Here is a 2,486-nt window from a genome sequence, read left to right as displayed (position 1 = left end):
TCTGAAAGAAAAGGGGAGTTGGTGTATCACTTGTCTGAGCCGACCAATGCTAACCACCTTCGTCTCGTTTCCAGTCTTCCTGAAGGAGCTAAGGCACGTGTTCTTGCTAGAACACTCAAGGATGGTCAAGACAGTTGGCTAGACCTCGGTGCCATTACATCCAGTCTCCAAACTTTCGCTATCCGAAATGGTGGCTCTCTTCTAGACGTCAAATTAGTCTGGGAAGGTGGCAAGGCTGAGTTTTATGAATTGGCAAGCTTCCATCAAGAATTAACAGAAGAACCGGTTCAATCAAGCAAGGGCGAAGAGCCAGCACCCGTTCTTGAGGTTCCTGAATTCACAGGTGGTGTCAATGCAGTTGAAGCCCTAGTACATGAACTTCCAGAGTACACAGGCGCAGTAGCGACAGTAGGAGACCAAGTTGCTCCAACAGTAGAGAAACCTGAGTTCAAGGGTGGTGTCAATGCAGTTGAAGCCTTGGTACATGAGCTTCCAGAGTACACAGGTCCAGTAGCGACAGTAGGAGACCAAGCTGCTCCAACAGTAGAGAAACCTGAGTTCAAGGGTGGTGTCAATGCAGTGATGGCTCTAGTGCATGAATTGCCAGAATACACAGGCCCGCTAGCAACAGTAGGAGACCAAGCTGCTCCAATGGTAGAGAAACCTGAGTTTAAACTGAGCTCACTTGCTTCAGATGAAGGTAAGGCACCGGCACCGGAACTAAAACAAGAAGTGACGAAGCGAGAAACAGCTGAACAAAACCTGCCAGCAACAGGTGAGAGTCAATCTGACACAACCCTCTTCCTAGCAGGTGTTAGCCTAGCCCTATCTGCTCTCTTTGTAGCAAAAACAAAGAAAGACTAGTGTTTAGTAAAACCTCTTAACAAGATTACGAAATCCGTTTCCTATCTTTCCCAATGAGGTTTATAGTACAGAAAAAGCCTGAGAAGACATCTTCTCAGGCTTTTGTTAAGCACATAAATGCAATAGAGCTATGAAAAAATCACCCAGAAAAATCTGGGTGATAAATGTTATGGTTGTGCTGGTTGAGGATTCTGATTTTGGTTCTGGTTTTGTTGACCAGGCGTTGTATTTGGTTGCTGGTTATTGGTATTATTGTTTGCACTATTATTCGTACTTGGAGTAGTTGAGCTTGACTGTGTAGTTGAACTTTCTGATGTCGAGCTCGAACTTTCAGGTGTTGGGGCCTGTTGCGGAGCAGGGGCAGTCCATGCAGAACGAGCACCGTTTTTAAAGACGAACTCACCACTTCGATAGAGGCCTTCTGGCATAGTCCAGTCGCCAGGGTTGTTATCCTCAGACAGATAAGTCATCATTGAACGGTAAACCTTAGCTGCAACATAGAAGCCATCACCAACGATAGGAGTAAGGCGGTTTGAGTAACCTGTCCACACAGCCATTGAATATTTGCGAGTATAACCAACAAACATTTCGTCTGGAGCTACATAACCAGTATTTTTGATGTAGTTTTCAATTTCATCATCTGTATAGTTTGATGTACCAGTCTTACCAGCTTGAGGTAGCCAAGGGAGATAAGCACCACGACCAGTTCCGTATGCCAAGACAGTCTTCATCATTTCTGTCATCATATAGGCGGTCGTCTCTTTCATGGCACGAGTACCAGGATCAGCGTATTCTTTTGAGCTACCATCGCTAAAGACGATTTTGTTGATATACATTGGTTTATGGTAGATACCACCGTTAGCAAAAGCAGCGTAAGCAGCAGCCATTTTCTCACTACTTGCTCCATACTTTTTGTTTGACTCAGTCGTATTACTTGAAATCGCGTTGGCATAGTGCATATCTGGATAGTCAATGCCGATTCCATTTAGGAAGGTCTTGGCTCTATCCAAACCGACTTTGTTCAAGGTTTCTACAGCTGTAACGTTCCGTGATTGTTGGAGCGCATATTGGATGGTAATATTTCCAAAATAACTTCTATCCCAGTTGTAAACAGGGGTATCTGTTCCAGGATAGTTGTAAGGAACATCATGTACAATCGAAGCAGTTGAGTCGTAGATGTCATACTCCAAGGCAGGAGCATAGTCTGTGATTGGCTTCATGGTAGAACCCCAGTCACGGTTGGTTTCAACAGCTTGGTTGATTCCGAAGGAGACATTGCTTGATTGTTGACGAGAACCTAACTGAGCAATGACTTTCCCATTTGTCACATCCACAATCGTTGAAGCTACTTGCATTTCATCATCTGGATAGTTGACATACTCGTCGGTATTGTAGATATCCCAGAGATGTTGTTGAACTTTAGGATCAACGTTGGTGTAGACATCCATACCAGTCGTTAAGAGGTTGTAGCCTGTTTCTTGTTCGACTTGATCGATTACCTCTTTGAGATAGTTGTCCATGTATGGAGGATAACTATTAGCCGATTTTAGACTTTGAAGTCCATCTGTAATCGGAGTATTAATCGCTTTTTCATATTGCTCAGCTGAAATGTAACCTTGCCC

2 protein-coding genes are annotated in these 2,486 nt (G+C 44.2%); one reads left to right on the top strand and one right to left on the bottom strand.

What is annotated here, in order from left to right; genetic code table 11:
- The coding region (locus HMPREF0849_RS03115; RefSeq protein WP_009013556.1) for an SIALI-17 repeat-containing surface protein at window positions 1–864 on the top strand (864 nt) is incomplete at its 5' end.
- Between the two features lie 167 nt (window positions 865–1,031).
- Here the strand turns inward: HMPREF0849_RS03115 and HMPREF0849_RS03110 are convergent.
- Window positions 1,032–2,486 (bottom strand): penicillin-binding transpeptidase domain-containing protein (locus tag HMPREF0849_RS03110; protein WP_009013555.1); only part of this gene is annotated, 1,455 nt, incomplete at its 5' end.

Origin of the sequence: Streptococcus sp. C300, from assembly GCF_000187645.1 — a bacterium.
Lineage (GTDB): Bacteria > Bacillota > Bacilli > Lactobacillales > Streptococcaceae > Streptococcus > Streptococcus oralis_CQ.
The sequence above is the reverse complement of the archived record's forward strand: the minus strand, read 5'-3'. Positions and strand labels throughout refer to the sequence as shown.